Genomic DNA, 17937 nt, shown 5'->3' on the forward strand with positions numbered 1-17937 from the left:
TTCGAATGCCTCCGGTGAAGTCCGCAATGCCCGGGAGATATTGACAGGGACATGGCTTGCATACCAGCATGTGGGCAACGGTGTGTGAATTGATTCCTCGTCAAGCGAGTGATGCCCGCGCCCTTCACCGACCCGAGGATTGGCTGGCCCAGTGGAAGACCCCGATGATTTCGAACTGTGGAACGGCCAACGGGGCCTGTGGCTGCAGCACCAGATGGACGAGAGCCGGGCGGACGCCAATCTGCCCAACTGGTACCACCTGCACGAGGCGGTGGACCTCGACGCCCTGCGCCGCGCGGTCGGCTTCCTGACGGACCGCCACCAGGCGCTGCGGCTCTCCTTCCGGGACACCCCGGACGGTCCGCGCCAGCGGGTCCTGCCGTACCACGAGCTCGATGTCCCGCTGGTCGACCTGAGCGCCGCGGCCGACCCGGATGCCGAGCTGGAGCGGCGGATCCGGGTCGAGAACGCGACCGCCTTCGAGGAACTCGCCACGCCGCCGGTGCGGTTCAAGGTCTTCCGGCTCTCCCAGGACCACCACTGCCTCTACCTGAACGTCCACCACATCGTCATGGACGGCACCAGCATGGGCATCTATCTGCGCGAACTGCTGCTCAGCTACCGAGCGTTCGCAGCCGGCGAGGAACCGGCCACGGCCCCGCTGACGAGCGACTACGCGGCCTTCGTCCGCAGCCGCTCGCGGTGGCTGTCGAGCGAGCGGAGCAAGGCCATGGAGGCGTACTGGCTGGAGCAGCTGGCCGGCCCGCTGCCCCGGCTGCGGATCGGGGACCATGACGCGCCGACCGACGACGTGGTCAACGAGACCCTGGAGTTCGGCGTCGAGGCGGCCACTGCCGCCGCCCTGGCCGCACTGGCGACCGAGCTGCGCGTCACCCCGCACATCCTGCTGCTGAGCGCGTACGCGGTGGCGCTGCGAGACATCGGCGGCGACGACGACCTGGTGGTCTGCGTGCCCTTCTCGGGCCGGGACAGCGCGGAGGTGGAGGGCATGCTCGGCACCTTCGTCAACCCGCTCTCGGTCCGGATCCGGGCGGCGGGCACCGACGCCTTCGCCGATGTGGTCCGCCGGACGAAGGCCGTGAGCATCGGCGCATACGCGCACAGCCGCTATCCCTTCACTCTGCTCCTGGAGAAGCTCGACACCGAGGCCCGGCCCGGCCGGAACCCGGTCTTCTCGACCTCCTTCCAGTTCGCAGACTTCCTGCCGCCCGCCCGGCAGACCTCGCAGCTCGACCTCTGCCTGTTCGGCAAGCCGGACGGTGACGGGATGCGGCTGCGGCTCAACTACAACTCCCGACGCCTGTCGAAGTCCGAGGCCGAGGAGGTCCGTTCGACCTTCCTGGCCGTGTTGGGGCAGGTCGCCGCGGACCCGGCGGTCGTGCTCGACGCGCTGGCCGAACCGCTGGCGCTGGCCCGGCGGTCCGCGCGCACCACGTCCGTCGGCCGCCGTCGACTGGGAGCCCTGAGTTCCGCCCGGCCCGGCACACCGAACACCTGAGCCGGGACCGGCCGACCGCCGCCGCCCGGCGGACCCACCGTGCCGGTTCCCGCCCCACTCACCGAAGGAAGAACCATGGACGGACAGCGCGCCGACGACGGCTATGTCGTCGTGACCAACTCCGAGGAGCAGTACTCCATCTGGCCACAGGGTCGCGAACTGCCGGCCGGCTGGCGGGAGACCGGGGAGCAGGGCTCGAAGGAAGCCTGTCTCGCGCACATCGACCAGGTCTGGACGGACATGCGCCCGCTGACCCTGCGTCGGGAGATGGCGGACAGGACCGGCCGGTGAGGGCGATGGTCAGGCCGCTGGCCGAGCGGCCGCACGCGACCACCCGGCTGTTCTGCCTCCCTTACGCCGGCGGCGGCGCCTCGGTGTTCCGCGACTGGGCCGCCGCCCTGCCCGCCGACATCGAGCCGTGGGCGGTCCAGCTGCCGGGCCGCGAGGACCGATTGGGCACACCGCCGCTGCGCCGGATGGGCGAGGTGCTGAACGTCCTGGTGCCCGAGCTGATCCCGCACCTGGACCGCCCGTTCGCCCTCTTCGGACACAGCATGGGTGCTCTGGTGGCCTGGAACCTCGCCCGGTCCCTGCGGCGGATGGAGGCCGGCTCGCCGGTCCGGCTGTTCGTCTCGGGTTGCGTACCGCCGCAGGTTCGCGAGGCGACCACCCACCACACGGGCACGGACCAGGAGTTGCTGGCCAAGCTGCGCTCCTGGTCCGCGACCCCCGAGGCGGTGCTGGCCGACCCCGAGCTGATGCAGCTGCTGCTCCCGGTGGTGCGGGCCGACATCGAGGTCGTCGAGACCTACCGGTTCACCGAAGGTCCGTTGCTGGACTGCCCGGTCACTGCCTTCGCCGGGACCGGGGAGGAGTCGGCCGGCGGCGCGGCACTGCCGCGCTGGGGGGAGCTCACGTCCGGCGAGTTCGACCTGCGGATGTTCCCCGGCGGCCACTTCTTCCTGCACTCCGCCCGTCCGGACGTGCTCGCCGAGATATCCCGGCGTCTCTGACCAACTGAGCCCTCGATCCGTATGAGGTGGAACGACATGTCACAGCCGTCCGTGATGGACGTCGTGTCGGATGTGTGGACAGCCGTCCTGCGCACCGACGTCCCGGGCCCCGAGGCCAACTTCTTCGCGCTGGGCGGCAATTCGCTGCAGGGCGCACGAGTGATCAGCCGGCTGCGCGAGCGGCTGGACCTGCGGATCCCGCTCAGTGCGCTCTTCGAGGCCCAGACCCTCGGCGAGCTCGCCGCGACCATCGAGGGCATGCGGGAGACGGGATCGGAGGCGGCCCGGACCATCGAGCCCTTCGAAGGGCGATCGGCCGAACTCTTCCACGCCCCCGCCTCGTTCACCCAGCAGCGGCTCTGGGTGGACGAGCGCATCCAGGGGCCCGGCCCCCGCTACAACATCCCGGTGGCCAACGAGCTGGTCGGCCCGCTCGACGTCGCCGCGCTGAGACGGGCGGTCCAGACCCTGGTCGACCGGCACGAGGTCTTCCGCACCACCGTCGAGGCCGTCGACGGCGTCCCCGAGCAGGTGGTCCGGGCCAGGGCCGAGCTACCGCTGACCGTGGTCGACCTCCGCGAGGAACCGGCCGAGCAGCAGGAGCAGGTCCTGGCAAAACTGCTGCTGGACTCCGCCCAGCGGCCGTTCGACGTGGAGCGCGGCCCGCTGCTGCGGGTCGAGCTCTACCGGCTGGACGAGCAGTGGCACGTCCTGCTCATCAACCTGCACCACATCATCACTGACGTGTTCTCCTTCGAACTCGCCATGTCCGAGCTGCTGGAGCTCTACGCGGCCGCCGCCGACGGCGCGATCCCGGCGGCCGAGCCGCCCGCGGTGCAGTACGCCGACTACGCCGCCTGGCAGCGGCGCACGGTCACCGGTGCCGCGCTGGAACGCCAGCTGGACTACTGGAAGGACCGGCTGCGCGGCCCGCTGCCGGTACTGGACCTCCCGACGGACCTGCCGCCGAGGGAGGGCGGCACGGGCCGGGGAGCCTCGGTGGACATCGAGCTGCCCCGTGCGGTGTCCCGTCGGATCCGCGAGCTGTCCAAGGAGCACAACGCCACCCCGTTCATGACCGTGTTCACCCTGCTCACCGTGCTGCTCAGTCGGTACAGCGGCCAGACGGACATCGTGGTCGGCATCCCCAGCGCGAACCGCGACCTTCCGGAGCTCGAGTCCATGCTCGGCTGCTTCCTCAACACCCTCGCCGTGCGCACCGACCTGTCCGGCGATCCGACGCTCGCCGAGCTGCTCGGCCGGGTGCGGGGCCGGATGCTGGAGGATTTCGCGCACCAGGACGTCCCGTTCGAGCGGGTGGTGAACGCGGTCTCGACCGACCGTTCCGCCCGGCAGGGCCCGTTCCGGGTGATGCTGGCGTACCAGCACGAGGTGCCCGCGCCGGAGTTGGCCGGGATCACCGTCAACGACGTCGAACTGGGCCTGAACCTGAAGGCGGTCAAGTTCGACCTGGTCTTCCGGGTGGTGGAGACCGAGTTCACCTACCGCCTCGCGGTCGACTACAACACCGACCTGTTCGTCGAGGACCGGGCCTGGCGGATCCTGGACCACCTGAGCGTGCTGGCCGCCGATGCGGTGGCGTCCCCCGCCAAGCGCGTCTCCGAGCTCACCCTCCTCCCGGAGGAGGAGCGCCGCCGGATCGAGAAGTGGTCCACCTCCGCCAGTGGGCCATACTCCACCGACCTCTTCCTGCACCGACTGTTCGAGGAGCAGGCTCTCCGGACCCCGGACGCGGACGCGGTCGAGAGCGGCGACGAGCGGATCAGCTACCGCGAACTCGATGCCAGGGCGAGCCGGTTGGCCGCAGAGCTGACAGCACTCGGCACCGGTACCGACGATCTGGTCGGCCTGTGCGCGGAGCCGTCGGTGGACCTCCTCGTCGGCATCCTCGGCATCCTCAAGGCCGGGGCCGCCTACGTGCCGATCGACCCGCTGGCCCCCTCCGACCGGATGGCGTACGCCGTCGCGGACAGCGGTATGAAGCTCCTGGTCGCCACCCCGGAACTGCGTGCCCAGCTGCCGACGGCCGTCCTGGAGCTGGCCGGTACGGTCAGCACCGTCCAGGACGGCGTGCGGGACCCGGTCCCCGGGGCTGCGCTGCATCCCTCCCAGCTGGTGTACCTGATGTACACCTCGGGGACCACCGGCCGGCCCAAGGGCGTCGGGCTGCCGCACACCGCGATCACACCCTGGATCCAGTGGGCCCAGGACATCCGTCCGATCGGACCCGGCACCCGGGTGGTGCACAACCTCTCGTACCACTTCGACTGGTCCGTCGAGCAGATGTTCCACGCGCTCACGGCGGGCGCCTGCCTGGTCATGCTGCCCCGCGAGGTGAAGGCCGACGGCGCCGCCACCGCCCGGTTCGTCAACGAGCGGTCGATCCACATGCTGTACCTGACGCCCACCCAGATGCGGGGCATCACCGACGCGGGCACCGCGATGCCGACGCTGCGTCACGTGTCCATGGGGGGCGAGAACCTGGACGCCGACCTGGTGGCGCGTACCCGTGGGGTGGTCTCCGCGGAGTGCGAGATCTGGAACGAGTACGGGCCGACCGAGACCGCCGGCGCGGCGCTGGTCGGCCGGATGGGTGACGAGCCGTTGGAGCGCAGCTCCATGCCGCTCGGCGAGCTGATCGCCAATGCCACCTGTGCGGTGGTCGACCGCTGGGGGAACCCGCAGCCGATCGGCGTGCCCGGCGAGCTCTGGATCGGTGGTGACGGCGTCGCCCGTGGCTACCGCAACCAGCCAGCCCTGACCGCCGACCGGTTCGCCCCGGACCCGGCCCGACCCGGCAGGCGCCTCTACCGCACCGGCGACCTGGTGCGCCGGCTGGCCAACGGGCAGCTGGAGTTCCTCGGCCGGGTCGACAGTCAGGTCAAGATCCGCGGCGTGCGGGTCGAGCTGGAGGAGATCGAGTCGGTGCTGCGCGGCCACCCGGAGGTGGCCAACGCCGTGGTCGTCCTGGAGCCCGGCCAGCGGCTGGTCGCACACCTGGTCAGGACGCCCGGCAGCGGGCTCGACGACGCCTCGCTCCGGTCCCACCTCGCGCCGAAGCTGCCCATCGTCATGCAGCCGGCCGTGTTCAGCTGGCTCGACGCCATCCCGCTGTCACCGACCGGGAAGGTGGACCGCGGGCGGCTGCCCCGCCCCGAGCCGGTGCTCGCCGTACCGGCGGCCGTGACGCCGCCCGCCACCGCGACGGAGCGCAGCGTCGCGGCGGCCTGGTCCGCCGCGCTCGGGCTGGACGTGGTGGACGTACGGGCCAACTTCTTCGAGGTCGGCGGGGACTCCTTCTCGCTGCTGGCGGTCGTCAGCAGGCTGAGGACCGAGTTCGGGCTGGACCTCCCGATCCGTGCCCTGGTCGACGTACCGACCGTCGAGACGCTGGCCGCGCACCTCGACGCGCTGCTCCGGGCGGAGTCCGGTCCGGCCGTGGCGACCCTTCCGTAGCCGACTCCCGGCAGCCCCCGAAAGCCCACCTAGCAGCCGACCGCGAGAAAGGACGATCCGCGTGAGTGGACTCCCCGAGCACAGGACCTGCCCGTCGCCACTGACCCGGCTCGTCGCCGACCTCCGCGCGGCCGTGAGGGCGGGCGGCGACGAGGGCCCGGAGCAGACCGGCCGCCTCGTCGCGCGGGCCCTCGCGGCCCACTTGGGAGCCGAGGACCTGCTGACGCCGCCTCAACTGGAGCCGGACTGGCGGTCGTACCGCCAGCACCTGCTGCACGTGGAGCCTGACGGCACCTTCTCGGTGGTCGCACTGGTGTGGTTGCCGGGGCAGCGCACCCCGGTCCACGACCACCTCGCCTGGTGCGTGACCGGGGTGCATCTCGGAGCCGAGGAGGAGATCCGCTACCGGTTGGTGGCGGACGGGGAGCAGTCCCACCTGGTCCCCGTAGGCGTGACGGTGAACCCCGCCGGAGCGGTCGACTTCCTCGCCCCGCCGGGCGACATCCACGAGGTCCGTAACTCGTCCGACCGCACCAGCGTGTCCGTCCACGTGTACGGGGCGGACCTGAGCCGCAACGGTTCGAGCATCAGGCGCAGCTACGACCTGCCGGTCCGGTCGGGGGAGTTCGCGCCCCGGGGTTGAGGCATGGGAAGGCCCCGGGACCGTCGTGTCGGTCCCGGGGCCTCCCCATGCCTCAATCCCGGGCCAGCAGCCCGGCGAAGGCGGCCACGGTCGGGGCCTTGAGCAGCATCCCGACCGTCACGGTGCCGCCCACTGCCTCGCGGATGCGGCCCACCAGGCGGATCGCGTCGAAGGAGTTGCCGCCCAACCGGAAGAAGTCGTCGTGGATCCCCATGCCGGGGGCGGTGAGCACCTCGGCGAAGAGGGCGCGGAGCAGCTCCTCGGTCGCGTCGCGCGGAGCGGTGGTCGCCCCGGTGGGCCGGCGCCGCGGGGCCGGGAGGGCGGCCCGGTCGAGCTTGCCGTTGGCCGTCAGCGGAAGAGCGTCGAGGACCACGAAGTGGTGTGGCACCATCTGCGGCGCGAGACGCAGCCCGGCCTCCCGTCGGACGTCCTCGACGAATAGCTCCGGTGCCGACCAGCCGGGCTCCGCAGGCTGCCGCGCGGTGCCCGCCGGGCGGCTGTCACGGACGGCGTAGATGGTGACCAGGCCGGTCTCCGAGAGCATCTCCAGCCCCTCGACGGTGACCCCGTAACCCCGCTCCTCCAGATGGCCCCGGATCCAGTCGATCCGGCCCGGGGCGTCGTGCGCCTCGATCACCAGCTGGCGGACGAGACCCCAGTGCTCCGGTCGGAGCCCCAGCAGCACCTCGCGTTCGCTCTTCTCCGCGTCGATCTTGAGCAGGTCGATCCGCTTCACACCGGTCTCGTCGATGACGTCCGACAGCGTGCGCAGCTCACAGGTCACCTCGGTGTGCCGCAGCCGTTCGGTGAGCAGGCTGTCGAGGTCCGCCGCACCGTCCTGGGGGAGGCCCTCCCGCACCTGCCGCTCGGTGCGGACGAAGGCTTCCAGCACGCCGCGCTCCTCCTCGGCGTCGCCGAACCGCCCCGACATGATCGAGAGCTGCGGGTAGTAGGTGAAGGAGGCGGTGCCCGCCGCTTCGGCGAGCCCGCAGGGGTGCAGCCTGGCGTCGACGCCGTGCAGCCGGGTGTTGAGGTCGAGCATCCGGAACAGCTCCGGTATCGGCTCGAACGAGTGGACCACGCTGCCCGGGCGGGAGCGGGCCACCGCGAGCGAGAAGAAGCCGACGTGGGCGCCCACGTCGAAGACGCAGGCCCCGGACTCGGGCAGCTCGATGCCGTGGCTCAGGTACTCGTCCTCCTCGAAGACCTCCCGGTACAGGAAGTCCGCCTCAGCCCGATTGGGGGCCACCACGGCCATGCCGTTCGGCAGGACGTGCAGCTCCTCCGGCCGGAGCAGCCCGGCCGCCTCCAGCCGGCACAGGTTCCGCAGCGCGGCGCCCCGGACGGGATCGGGGACGAGATAGGCGGTCAGCCTGGTCTCTCCGCTCGCGTCCTGACCCGCCGTCACCACCGCGTCGGCGACGGCGGCGTGTCGGGTCAGGACCGACTCGATCTCGCCGAGCTCCATGCGCACGCCGCCCACCTTGACCTGGTGGTCGTTGCGGCCAAGGTAGTGCAGGACCCCGTCCGGGTCCTGCCGGGCGAGGTCCCCGGTCCGGTACATCCGGCTGCCGGCCGGGCCGTACGGATCGGGGACGAAGCGCTCCGCCGTCAGCCCGGGCCGGTTGACGTACCCCCGGGCCAGCTGGACGCCGGCGATGTAGAGCTCACCCGTCTCCCCGGGCGCGACCCGGCGCAGCTGCGGGTCCAGGACGTGCATGCGGGTGTTCCAGACCGGCGTGCCGATCGGCACCGGGCCGGCCGGATCGTCGGGGCCGCAGGGCTGGTAGGTCACGTCCACGGCGGCTTCGGTGGGCCCGTAGAGGTTGTGCAGTCCGGCGTCCAGCACCTCGAAGAAGCGCGACCGCAGGGCGCCCGAGAGCGCCTCGCCGCTCGCGAACACCCGGCGGAGCGAACGGCACCGGGCTGCGGCCGGCTCCTCCAGGAAGAGCCGCAGCATGGACGGGACGAAGTGGACGGTGGTGATCTGTTCGGCCCGGATCAGCTCGGCGATCCGGGTCGGGTCACGGTGCTCGTCCGGGCCGGCCAGGACGAGGCGCGCGCCGACGCACAGCGGCCAGAAGAACTCCCACACCGAGACGTCGAACCCGGCGGGCGTCTTCTGCAGCACGTGGTCGTCGGGGCCGAGCCGGTACTCCGCCTGCATCCAGCGCAGCCGGTTGACGATGGCCCGGTGGGAGACGGCCACCCCCTTGGGGCGGCCGGTGGAGCCCGAGGTGTAGATGACGTAGGCGGTGTTCGAGGGCAGTGGTGCGGGCGGCGGTGCGGGAACCGCGACCCCATCGGCCACGGGGCCGTCCGCCTCCGACATCCGCCGGACGTCCTCGGAGCCGAGGGTCAGCAGTGGCTGCGCGTCCTCGGCCATCTCCCGCACCCGCTCGGCCGGCAGCAGCGGGTCGACCGGCAGGTACGCGGCCCCGGCCCGGTGCACGGCGTACAGGGCGACCAACAGCTCGACGGAGCGCGGCATCGAAACCGCCACGATCGTCTCGGGGCCGACCCCCTTGGCCACCAGCGCGCGCGCCAGCCGGCCGGCTCTGGCGTCCAGCTCGGCGTAGGTGACGGCGGTACCGGCGCAGACCAGCGCCACGGCGTCCGGGGTACGGGCGGCTTGTGCCGCGAAGAGGCCGGGCAGGGTCTCTGCCGTCATGCCGTGAGCCGAGGTGTCGCTCATGACGTCACTTCCCAACGTTGTCGAACCGGCCGTCGGGGACGGGCACCGACGGGACCGGGGTGGATCCGGCGCCCGGACAGCGGGCGCACGACTTGACGAGGGCTTAGTCGTGCCCCTTCCAGGACCGCCACAGCTCCGCGTACGGACCGCCTGCGGCGAGCAGCTCGTCGTGGGTGCCGAGCTCGACGATCCGGCCGGCCTCCATGACGGCGACGCGATCGGCGTCGTGCGCGGTCTGGAGCCGGTGGGCGATGGAGATGACCGTGCGGTTCGAGCGGACCGAGGCGACCGCCCGCTCCGCCTGCCGGGCCGTCGCCGGGTCGAGCAGGGAGGTGGCCTCGTCCAGGATCAGGGTGTGCGGATCGGCCAGCTGGACCCTGGCCAGGGTGAGCTGCTGGGCCTGGGCGGCGTCCGGTTCGAGTCCGCCCGCGCCCAGCAGGGTGTCCAGGCCCTCCGGCAGGGCGGCGAACCAGTCCGCCTCCACCGCCCGCAGGGCCGCGAGCACGGCCTCGTCGCCGACCTCGGGCGCGGCCATCGTCAGGTTGTCGCGCAGCGTGCCCATGAAGACGTGGTGCTGCTGGGTGATCAGGACGATGCGGCTGCGCAGCGTGCCCGCCGCGGCGAGGTCGGCGACGGGGACGCCGCCGACCAGGACGTGGCCCCGGTCCGGTGCGTCCACACCGGCGAGCAGCTTGCCGAGCGTGGACTTGCCAGCTCCCGAGCGGCCGACCACGGCCAGCCGTTCGCCGGGACGGACCCGCAGCTCCAGGTCACGCAGGACCTCGTGCCCGGGGAGGTAGGAGTACGCCGCGCCCTTGACCTCGATGAGGTCGTCCACGGGCTCCGGCACCGGGGCCCCGGCCGTCCCCGACACCAGGCCGACGCCCTTGACCCGGGCGAAGGAGGCGCCGCTGCGCTGGAGCTGCTCGACCCAGACGAGCATCTGGTTGAGCGGGTCGACAAGCTGCCACACGTACAGGCCGGCCGCCACCACGACGCCCAGCGGGAGCGTTCCGTCGAAGTAGCCGAGCCCGCCCACGGTCAGGACCAGCGCCATGGGCAGGGTGTGGGCGAACTCGGTGACCGGGAAGAGCACGGTCCGCAGTGAGAGGGTGCGCATGCCGGCGCGGTAGGTGGTGTCGACGGCCCGGTCGAGGGCGTCGTTGCGCAGCGCACGCAGCCCGTACGCCTCGATGGTGCGGGCGCCCTGCGCGGTGGAGCCGAGGATCTCGGCGACCTCGCCGGCGGCCGCGCCCTCCGCGAGGTAGGCGTCGCGGGAGCGGGCCAGGTACCACCGGCTCACTGCCAGGACCAGCGGCAGGCCGAGCAGCGAGCAGAGCCCCAGCAGGGGGTCGAGCAGGAAGATCGCGGCGAACACGAAGACGACCTGCACCCCGGCGATGAACATGTCCGGGGCCGCGTTCCGCATGGTTGCCGCGACGGTGGAGACGTCCAGGGTGGCGCGGGTGACCAGGTCGCCTACACGCACCGCGTCCGCGATCCGCCCCGGCAGTGCGAGGGTGTTGTCGACGACCTCCTCGCGGAGCCGGGCGAGCGCGCGCTCGCCGAAGCGGTGGGAGAGCTGCCGCGCCCAGCGGGTCAGCAGCAGCTGGGACAGCGAGAAGCCCAGGACCGCGGTGGCCAGGCCGTCGACCCCGGAGACGGAGAGGCCCTGCTCCTCGACCCCGGTCACGATGCGGCCGAGCAGCCAGGGGCCGGTCGCTCCGGCCAGCGCGGCGAGACAGGTCAGCAGCAGCATCCCGGAGAAGGCGCCCGGGTCGTTCGTGAGCAGCTGACGGCAGGCCCGGCGGACCGTCCGGGCATCGGCGACCGGCAGACGGGGTGCCTCCTCGGGGCGGCTCATCGGGGCTCTCCTTCGGGGTGCGGTGCTGCGGTAGGCCCGGCCGGGGGCTCGGTGTCGCCGCGGAACACCAGGGCCGCGTAGTCCGGGTGGCCGTCGAGCAGTTCGGCATGCGTGCCGGTGGCACGGACCTCGCCGCCCACCAGCCAGACCACCTCCTCGGCTCGGCCGAGCACCAGCGGCGAGGTGGTGACGACGAGGGTGGTCCGTCCGTGCCGGTGGGCCGACACCCGGGCCGCGACGGTGGCCTCGGTGTGTGCGTCCAGCGCGGAGGTCGGCTCCACGAGCAGCAGCACCTCGGGATCGGCGAGCAGGGCCCGGGAGAGCTGGAGCCGCTGCCGCTGGCCGCCCGAGACGTTGCGGGCCCGGTCCTCCAAGCGGGTGTCCAGTCCCTCGGGCAGCGCCTCGACGACCTCCTCCGCGGCGGAGGACTTGAGCGCCTCCCGGACGTCCTGGTCGCCGCGGCCGGTACTGCCGGAGACGGCCGAGCCCAGGCGGCCGGGAAACAGGTAGGCGTCGTTGTCCGTGAGCAGGATGTGGCGCCGCAGGGCCGTGCGGTCCCACTCGGAGAGCCGGAGGCCGCCCCAGGAGGCCTCGGAGTCGGTGTAGCCGGCCAGCCGCTCCAGTACGTTGCGCGGCTCCTCGGGACGGGCGGCCACCAGCGCCGTCAGCCTCCCCGGGGTGACCGCCAGACCCGACGCGGGGTCGTGCAGCAGGGCGGGGGCGGGTGGGGGATCGAGCCGGGTGCGCTGCTCCGCTGAGTCCGGGGCGAGCGCCAGGACGTCGACCACCCGGCGGGCCGAGACCAGACCACGCGGCAGGTCGTCGGCGCCTTCGATGAACGCGGAGACGGGCACCAGGAGGGTGGCGACGTATCCGTAGACCGCCACCAGTTCGCCCAAGGTGATGGCGCCGTCGGCCGCCATCCGCGCGCTGATCCACGTCACCGTTGCCAGGAACACCATGGGCAGGCAGGCGGTCAGCGCCTGGACCCAGCTGGTGATGGCGGCGATCCGGTACCCGAGCGGGACCAGGGCCTGTGAGCGGTCCCGGTAGCGCCGGGCGAACAGCGGCTTGCCCCCGATCCCGTTGAGCACGCTCAGCCCGGCCGCCATGTCCCCGGCGAGGGCGGTCAGCGCGCCCTGGTCTTCCCGGTAACGGCTCTCGGCACCGTGGAGCCTCCCCAGCAGCGGGCCCACGGCCAGCGCCAGCGCCGGGACGCCCAGCAGCACCACCACGGCGATGACGCCGGAGATCCGGACCAGCAGGGCGGCGGTGGCCGCGTACGCGACCACCGCGCCCACGCCGGGCCCGGTGATGGTCAATGTCTGGGCGATCCTGCCGATGTCACCGGCCTGGAGGTGGGTCAGCTCGCCCGCGGAGACCCGCCGGGGCAGCTTCGCGCCAAGCTCGGTGACGTGTCGGGTGACGACCTGGACGGTTCGGTAGGCCGCGTCGATCCGCACCCGTGTCATGGTGCGGTGCCGCAGGATGCCGAGGACCGCGATCGCGGCCCCGGCGAGGACCAGCGCCCCGGTCCAGCGGAACAGCATCCCGGCGTCGCGAGCCCGAAGCCCCTCGTCGATGGCCCGCGACAGCAGGTACGGCGGCAGCATGAGCGCGCACATCCACCCGGTGCCGAGCAGGGTGCCGAGCACCACCCGGCGGCGCTGACTGGTTGTCAGCCACCACAGGAACCGCAGCGGACTCCGGTGATCCGGCACGCCCGGGAACTCGTACGGGACGCGGCGTGCGCCTTCGGGCAGGTTCGGCCCGTGGATCATTTCGGTCGTCCTTGCATGGGAATGGAATGCGCAACGCGATACCCATACTGTTTGTCATGTCTGTGTCTTGTCAACGGTGTTCTTGCTGTCCGGCGTCCCTGGCCAGCGGATACGCGGAGCGATTCACGCTCCGTCGGCGAACTAGTGGTCGGCCGAATGGCGGCCGTTCTTCGAGGAGTCCCTCCTGCGGGCCTGCCCGCGCGGCTGGATCAGTACACTCCATCGTGCACGGAACTGCCGTCGACGGACGGCGGATCATCCTCCGTCAACGGCCTCCAGAACTCTGATCGAATATGCCTCTCCGATCGAGCGGGCGCCGATTCACCCGCCAGGGGTCTGAGGAGGGGAGCGCTCCGCCAGGACTCAGCCGAGCTTCCACTGCTGGTTGCTCTGACCGTTGCAGGCCCAGAGCTGGACCAGGGCACCGTTCGCCGTCGAGGCTCCGCTGACGTCCAGGCAGAGCCCTGACTGGTTGCCGGTGACGGTGCCGTTGGCATGTCGGGTCCACTGCTGGTTGGGCTGTCCGCTGCAGGGCCAGATGATCACCTTGGTGCCGTTGCTGGTGCCCTTGGCGTTGGCGTCCAGACACATCTGGCTGCTGCCGGAGTACACCGTCAGCTGGCCCGAGGAGGTGGCGGTCCACGTCTGGTTCGCACCTCCGGAGCAGGAGTAGATCTGGGCCTGGGTGCCACCGGAGGTGCTGGAGTTGGGGATGTCCAGGCACTTTCCGGCGCCGACGGCGTGCAGCGGGCCGGTACCGGTGTCGCCGCCCGTGCTGGGGCTGTAGCCGGCTGCGGTGATGTTGGCCTGGACGGCGTTGTCGGTGGCGTCGGACGGGTAGCCACTGACCACCGCGCCCTCGTAGAAGGTCCCGAGGCTCTGGTTGGTGTTGCCCAGGCAGCAGTCGCCGCCGCTGCCCAGGATGATGGCGCCCTGCTGCTTCATCGGGTTGTAGCCGGGCGGGAGCGCGCCGTTCCAGAGCGTCGTGAGGGCGCCTGACTGGGCGTCACCTCCCTTGAGCGCGAAGCGGGTCGTCCCGTTGTTCTTCAGCATCGCGGTGACGTAGCGGCTGGAGAAGGGCCGCTGGTTCTGGTTCCACGACTGGCTGCCGCCGGAGTACAGGCCGTACTCGAGATCGGCCTGCACCCACGGACCGGTCCCCGAGCAGCCGCCGAACCAGCAACTGGTCCCGAAGTAGATGGCGTTCATGGCGCCCGCGCCGTCCGCCTTCCGGTCCGTCTCGCTGTTCCCGTAGTCGAAGCAGCAACCACTGTTCACGTGCACGCCGCTGGTCACCATGTACGCACCCTGCGGAGCGCTGCCGAGCGGCATCCCGGAGGAGGACCCGTCGTGCCAGTAGCTGTTCCCGGGGTTGACGTACAGCGAGTACGCCTTGGCGCCGCCGACCGCGAGGGCCTCGCTGGTCGCACTGGCCGGGGTGTCACTGCCGCCGGAGCCCCCGGGGCCCTGGTAGGCGAGGTCGTTGCCGTGTCCGGACTGGTCGAAGACCATCGTGACCACGCACGAGGTGCCCGTGCAGAAGCCGTCCTGGGAGGCCGCGTTGGCGACGCCCCCGGCACTGACGACGCCGACGTTCTGCGTCCTGCCGTCCGAGGCCCGCCGGACCTGGTAGAGCGCTCCGTTGTACGTCGCGTAGAGCGCACGGATCGTGGAGTGCGCGGCCACGCAAGGCGTCCCGCCCGCCGCGTAGATGTCGCAGGGGCCGGTGGTGGCGGCCTGCGCAGGACGGGCGAGTTGCCCCGTTCCGGTCAGAGCGCCGACGACCAGCAGGATCGTGGCGAACACGCGGGCCAGTGTCCTCGGCCGGCGCTGGGGCGGAGGTGCGGGCACCGGCTGTTCCGGGCCTTGGCTGTCGTGCATGTGAGCTCCCTGTATCTCGTCGACTGCACATGGAGGGGTGGGGGCGGTGCGCCGTCACCGATGGCGCACCGCCCCCACCGTGGCGGTGCGGAAACCTCAGAGGGCCCACTGCTGGTTGGTCTGGCCGTTGCACGTCCACAGGTCGACCAGGGCGCCGTTGGCGTTGGACTTGGCGGTGACGTCGAGGCAGAGCCCGGACTGGGCGCTCGTGATGGTGCCGTTGCTGTTCACGTTCCACTGCTGGTTCGCCTGGCCGTTGCAGGTCCAGATCTGGGCCTTGGTGCCCGGTGCGGTCTGGCTGTTGTCCGCGTCGAGGCACATCTGGGTGCCGCCGGAGTAGACGGTCAGCTGCTTGGACGCGGTGTACGTCCACTGCTGGTTCGTCTGGGCGTTGCAGTCCCAGATCACCAGCTGGGTGCCCGCGGTGGTGGTCCCGTTCGGCACGTCCAGGCACTTGGCCGCGCCCACCGCGCGGACCGCGCCGCCCGTCCCGCTGCTGGTGCCGCCGGCGACCCGGAACATGGTGGTGCCGTGCGGCGGGACCGAGGCGCTGATGGTCCCTGCGGTGGTCGAGGTCGCGCCGGACCACAGGTCGGTGAGGGTGTAGCCGGCCGCCCCGGTCTTCCCGATCGCCGCGGCGGAGGTGCTGATGGTGGCGGTCGATCCGGTCTCGTTGAACAGGACCACCGAGACGTCGCCGTTCGCCAGCGGCTTGGCCAGCACGTCGAGACCGCCGTTGGAGGACACCAGGGTGCCCTGCTTGCCGAGCGGGTCCTGGTCCACCGCGATCACCCGGGCGTTGGTGAGCGTGGCCAGGGTGGCCGGACTGGCCGAGGCGATGTTGGTGCCGGCGATCAACGGGGCCGCCATCTGCGACCAGAGGCTGAAGTGCGAGCGGTTCTCGACGTCGGTGAGCGGGCCGTTGCCGATCTCCAGCATGTCCGGGTCGTTCCAGTGGCCGGGCCCGGCGTAGGAGGCCAGCCGCACGTTGCTGTGGAAGATCGACAGGATGCTGGACCAACTCGCGTTGATGTCACCGGTGGTGCGCCAGCTGTTGCCGATGCCGGCGCCCCAGGTCCACACGTTGTCCTCGCCCCAGTTGCACAGGCTGAACAGGATGGGCCGCCCGGTCGCGGCCAGGGCGTCGCGCATCGTGGTGTAGCGGGTCTGCGCGGGTGCCTTGCTGCCGTTGGGGCAGGAGTTCAGCCAACAGCCCGGACCCGCATAGCAGTTGTCGTACTTCAGGTAGTCCACTCCCCAGGAGGCGAAGGACTGGGCGTCGGTGGTCTCGTGCCCGAGGCTGCCGGGGAATCCGGCGCAGGTCTGCAGGCCGGCGTCCTCGTAGATGCCCAACTTCAGGCCCAGCGAGTGGACGTAGTCGGCGGTGCCCTTGATCCCGTTCGGGAACTTGACCGGATCCGGGACCAGGCGCCCGTTGGAATCCCGGGCGTGGGTCATCCAACAGTCGTCGATGTTGACGTAGTTGTACCCGGCGGCCTGCATGCCGTTGTTGTGCATGGCGAGCGCCGTGGTCCTGATCAGCGACTCGGAGACGTTGCAGCCGTAGGCGTTCCAGTCGTTGAAGCCCATCGGCGGCGTGGTCGCCAGGCCGTTGCCCGCGGTGACACCCGCGGTGACGGCCGCCGCGGTGGCGGGCGTCGCCGCGCTCAGGGAGAGCAGGGGGAGCGCCAGGGACAGGAGGAACGCCGAGAGCAGTCCGGCGAGCGCCCTCAGCAGTCCGGTCCGCCCTGACGGTCGTCTGACGCGCGGGTTCGGGTGAAACATGTCATCGCCTCCTGGCTGCGGGGTGAGGAGGCGTCTCGTCGCGGGCATGACAGATGTCCGCGCAGGAGAGTGGCCTCGCGCCCTGGGTGGGATTTCCTGGCCGTATCTGTTAGCGCTAACAATCCGTCGTAAAAAAATCCTTCGGCGGATTCCCTCGGCTCTGGCGGTTGAAAGGTTCCAGCACCCCGAACACCGTGTCAACCCTTCTCGCAGAGCGCGGCCGAGTGTTCCTGTTGGCCGGAACTGGCCGCTGCGACCGAGGAGTTCGGGCGACCGCGACCGGCCGGGGCAGCTCCCGGAGCTGTGACCGTACGGGCCGGCCGGGACGCCCGGAGGCCCGTCCCTCTGGTCACCACGTCCCGTCGGTGGGAGCGGGCAGTGCGTGCGACCTGTCCAAATCCACTTGCCGTCGGCCTCCGCGCGCGCCGAAGATCGGCAGATGAACCACGTGATACGAGCCGTGACCGCCGCGGACTGGCGGCAGGTCAAGAAGCTGCGCCTCGACGCGCTGCAGGATCCGGTGGCGGGTATCGCCTTCCTGGACAGCTACGACAACGCGGCCGTGCAGTCGGACGAGTTCTGGCAGCAGCGCGCAGCCGGCTCCCGCGGCGACATGATCGCCCAGCAGTTCATCGCCGAGCGGGCGGACGGCAGTTGGGACGGATCGGTGACGGTGCTGATCGAGCGGGCCGGCCGCGCGGACGTTCTCGGCAGGCCGGTCGACGACCACCAGGCCCACCTGGTCGGTGTGTTCGTCCGCCCGGAGCGGCGCGGCACCGGCCTGGCCCGCGCCCTCTTCGACGCGGCGATCGCCTTCGCCCACGAGCTCGACGAGCCCAAGGTCTCCCGCGTGCGCCTCTACGTTCACCAGGACAACCAGCGGGCCGAGGCCTTCTATCGCAAGATCGGCTTCACCCGCAGTGGCCACTCCATCCCGGTCCCGGGCGACGAGTCGTCCCTCGAGCATGAACTCGTCCTCGCCTCGCGCCCGTGACCTCACAGGGTTCGTGGCTCGCTCGATCACGCGACGAGAGCCGGTCAGCCGCCCAGGGGATCCCTTTCTCGCCAGGCTCGCCGAGCAGCTGACCGGCACCGCGCCCTGCGTTCCCCGAACCTCGCGTCAACGGACCACCGCCGGTTCCCCACTGGTCGTACCCCCGAACGCCCACCCCGGGCGCAGCCTGATATTGACGATTCCTTAGCGGGCCGCCCCAACGCCCTCCCCGGGGCCGTCGAACGATCACCATTAACCCGTCTGAGCCTGGGCAAATGCCCGAAA

At 71.4% G+C, this 17937-nt stretch carries 10 protein-coding genes and 1 pseudogene; 6 read left to right on the top strand and 5 right to left on the bottom strand.

Annotated features, from left to right (window positions below):
- Positions 1-151: 151 nt before the first annotated feature.
- The 5 genes from ACKUU6_RS23880 to ACKUU6_RS23900 all read left to right on the top strand — a co-directional run bounded on the left by ACKUU6_RS23880 (position 152) and on the right by ACKUU6_RS23900 (position 6652).
- A complete protein-coding gene (locus ACKUU6_RS23880) occupies positions 152-1519 on the top strand; it encodes a condensation domain-containing protein (RefSeq protein WP_407990610.1) in 1368 nt (455 codons plus the stop codon).
- A gap of 75 nt (positions 1520-1594) precedes the next feature.
- Positions 1595-1810 (top strand): MbtH family protein, encoded by a 216-nt coding sequence (locus ACKUU6_RS23885; RefSeq protein ID WP_407990611.1) that lies wholly within the window; start codon positions 1595-1597, stop codon positions 1808-1810.
- Between the two features lie 5 nt (positions 1811-1815).
- On the top strand, positions 1816-2532 hold the full coding sequence (locus ACKUU6_RS23890) for a thioesterase II family protein (protein ID WP_407992213.1): 717 nt from the start codon (positions 1816-1818) through the stop codon (positions 2530-2532).
- Between the two features lie 36 nt (positions 2533-2568).
- On the top strand, positions 2569-6009 hold the full coding sequence (locus ACKUU6_RS23895; RefSeq protein WP_407990612.1) for an amino acid adenylation domain-containing protein: 3441 nt from the start codon (positions 2569-2571) through the stop codon (positions 6007-6009).
- Positions 6010-6070: 61 nt separating this feature from the next.
- Positions 6071-6652: a cysteine dioxygenase gene (locus ACKUU6_RS23900; RefSeq protein WP_407990613.1), complete on the top strand. Its 582-nt coding sequence runs from the start codon at positions 6071-6073 to the stop codon at positions 6650-6652.
- Positions 6653-6704: 52 nt separating this feature from the next.
- On the opposite strand, the pseudogene ACKUU6_RS23905 reads toward ACKUU6_RS23900, so the two are convergent.
- From ACKUU6_RS23905 to ACKUU6_RS23925, 5 genes and pseudogenes are all read right to left on the bottom strand, one after another.
- Positions 6705-9341 (bottom strand): annotated as a pseudogene (locus ACKUU6_RS23905) (amino acid adenylation domain-containing protein); the annotation flags it as partial.
- A 109-nt stretch (positions 9342-9450) separates the two neighbouring features.
- Complete coding sequence (locus tag ACKUU6_RS23910) at positions 9451-11211, bottom strand: ABC transporter ATP-binding protein (RefSeq protein ID WP_407990614.1); 1761 nt, start codon at positions 11209-11211, stop codon at positions 9451-9453.
- Positions 11208-12992: an ABC transporter transmembrane domain-containing protein gene (locus ACKUU6_RS23915; RefSeq protein WP_407990615.1), complete on the bottom strand. Its 1785-nt coding sequence runs from the start codon at positions 12990-12992 to the stop codon at positions 11208-11210. Before ACKUU6_RS23915 ends, ACKUU6_RS23910 begins: the two co-directional genes overlap by 4 nt.
- A 363-nt stretch (positions 12993-13355) precedes the next feature.
- Positions 13356-14798: an arabinofuranosidase catalytic domain-containing protein gene (locus tag ACKUU6_RS23920; RefSeq protein WP_407990616.1), complete on the bottom strand. Its 1443-nt coding sequence runs from the start codon at positions 14796-14798 to the stop codon at positions 13356-13358.
- A 171-nt stretch (positions 14799-14969) separates the two neighbouring features.
- A complete protein-coding gene (locus ACKUU6_RS23925) occupies positions 14970-16658 on the bottom strand; it encodes a glycoside hydrolase family 27 protein (RefSeq protein ID WP_407990617.1) in 1689 nt (562 codons plus the stop codon).
- A gap of 439 nt (positions 16659-17097) precedes the next feature.
- Between ACKUU6_RS23925 and ACKUU6_RS23930 the strand changes: the two genes are divergently transcribed.
- Positions 17098-17652: a GNAT family N-acetyltransferase gene (locus ACKUU6_RS23930; protein WP_407990618.1), complete on the top strand. Its 555-nt coding sequence runs from the start codon at positions 17098-17100 to the stop codon at positions 17650-17652.
- Positions 17653-17937: the final 285 nt, after the last annotated feature.

Source organism: Kitasatospora sp. CMC57, from assembly GCF_045866025.2.
GTDB lineage: Bacteria > Actinomycetota > Actinomycetes > Streptomycetales > Streptomycetaceae > Kitasatospora.

Coding starts and splice junctions, on each gene's coding strand:
- ACKUU6_RS23910 (WP_407990614.1), bottom strand. CDS start 11,211: ATGAGCCGCCCCGAGGAGGCACCCCGTCTGCCGGTCGCCGATGCCCGG.
- ACKUU6_RS23930 (WP_407990618.1), top strand. CDS start 17,098: ATGAACCACGTGATACGAGCCGTGACCGCCGCGGACTGGCGGCAGGTC.
- ACKUU6_RS23885 (WP_407990611.1), top strand. CDS start 1,595: ATGGACGGACAGCGCGCCGACGACGGCTATGTCGTCGTGACCAACTCC.
- ACKUU6_RS23915 (WP_407990615.1), bottom strand. CDS start 12,992: ATGATCCACGGGCCGAACCTGCCCGAAGGCGCACGCCGCGTCCCGTAC.
- ACKUU6_RS23890 (WP_407992213.1), top strand. CDS start 1,816: ATGGTCAGGCCGCTGGCCGAGCGGCCGCACGCGACCACCCGGCTGTTC.
- ACKUU6_RS23895 (WP_407990612.1), top strand. CDS start 2,569: ATGTCACAGCCGTCCGTGATGGACGTCGTGTCGGATGTGTGGACAGCC.
- ACKUU6_RS23925 (WP_407990617.1), bottom strand. CDS start 16,658: ATGTTTCACCCGAACCCGCGCGTCAGACGACCGTCAGGGCGGACCGGA.